Consider the following 574-nt stretch of genomic DNA (forward strand, 5'->3'; position numbering starts at 1 on the left):
AGGCGGCTGCGGGGGTGGCGGGCATCATCAAGATGATCTTGGCGATGCGGGCGGGTGTGGTGCCGGCGACGCTTCACGTCGACGCGCCGTCGTCGCATGTGGACTGGTCGTCTGGTGCGGTGGAGCTGGTGACCGAGTCGCGCGAGTGGCCGGCGGCGGGGCGTCCCCGGCGTGCGGGCGTGTCGTCGTTCGGCATCTCCGGCACCAATGCCCACGTGATCATCGAACAGCCGGAGCCCGCGCCGCAGCCGGTGCTCGCGGCCCCGTCGGGTGCGGAGCCGACGCTGGGGCTTGCCGCCGCGACGGCAGCGGAGCCGGCGCTGGGGCTCCCGGCCGCGTCGGGTGCGGAGCCGGTGGCTGCGGCGGTGCAGCCCCGCACCGCGCCGGGTGCGGTGCCGGCGGAGCCCGTGGCCGCGCCGGATGCAGCGCTGCACGGTGGCACCGATCGGATCGGGTCGGCGGACGGGGTGCCGGTTTCAGCGTCTGCCGGGGGCGGGTTTGTGGGGTTGCCGGTGCCGTGGGTGGTGTCGGGGCGCTCCGAGCGGGGTCTGGCGGGTCAGGCCGCGCGGTTGGT

1 protein-coding gene is annotated in these 574 nt (G+C 76.1%); it reads left to right on the top strand.

Annotated features, from left to right (window positions below):
• Positions 1–574 (top strand): ketoacyl-synthetase C-terminal extension domain-containing protein (locus tag ACFHW0_RS31755; protein ID WP_416613314.1); only part of this gene is annotated, 574 nt, incomplete at both ends.

It is taken from the genome of Micromonospora sp. LOL_025 (assembly GCF_048060285.1).
Classification (GTDB): Bacteria; Actinomycetota; Actinomycetes; order Mycobacteriales; family Micromonosporaceae; genus Micromonospora.